The following is a 457-nucleotide window of genomic DNA, read 5'->3' as shown; positions in this document are numbered from 1 at the left end:
GACGACAGATCCGAACACGGTCAAAGAAAGTATGCGCCCGGTCTCTAATCCCAACGGCGAGACCGTGAGTTACGGGGAGGTCGGTGACGGGTTCGACCTGATCGATGACGGGACGACAATCGATTATTCGGGGCCGAGCGGCCAGGTGAATTACGACGATAACGGTGACGTCGCCAGTGACATGGCGATCGTTCAGGTTCAGGACGGCGAGTTCGTCGATCAGGAAACGATCCCAGCCAGTGACCTGGTCTAATCAGCTTTGCGTCCCGTAACCGCACTACGGGACGCCTGCGATTTATCACCAACTCAATCATGACTAGCAGATATACGCAACAGGTGTATCGGCCTCTCCGCGGTGGGGAAAACCAATGACCAGCGATGATGTCCGTATCGGTGTCGATATTGGTGGCACGTTCACTGATCTCGTAACTGTCTCGGACGGAACGCTTGATGTCAC

1 pseudogene is annotated in these 457 nt (G+C 55.4%); it reads left to right on the top strand.

Going from position 1 to position 457, the window contains the following annotated elements:
• Positions 1-253, top strand: a pseudogene (locus EXE42_RS20345) (ABC transporter substrate-binding protein); the annotation flags it as partial.
• Positions 254-457: the final 204 nt, after the last annotated feature.

Source organism: Halorubrum sp. SP3, assembly GCF_005435195.1.
GTDB classification, from domain to species: domain Archaea; phylum Halobacteriota; class Halobacteria; order Halobacteriales; family Haloferacaceae; genus Halorubrum; species Halorubrum sodomense.
The sequence above is the reverse complement of the archived record's forward strand: the minus strand, read 5'-3'. Positions and strand labels throughout refer to the sequence as shown.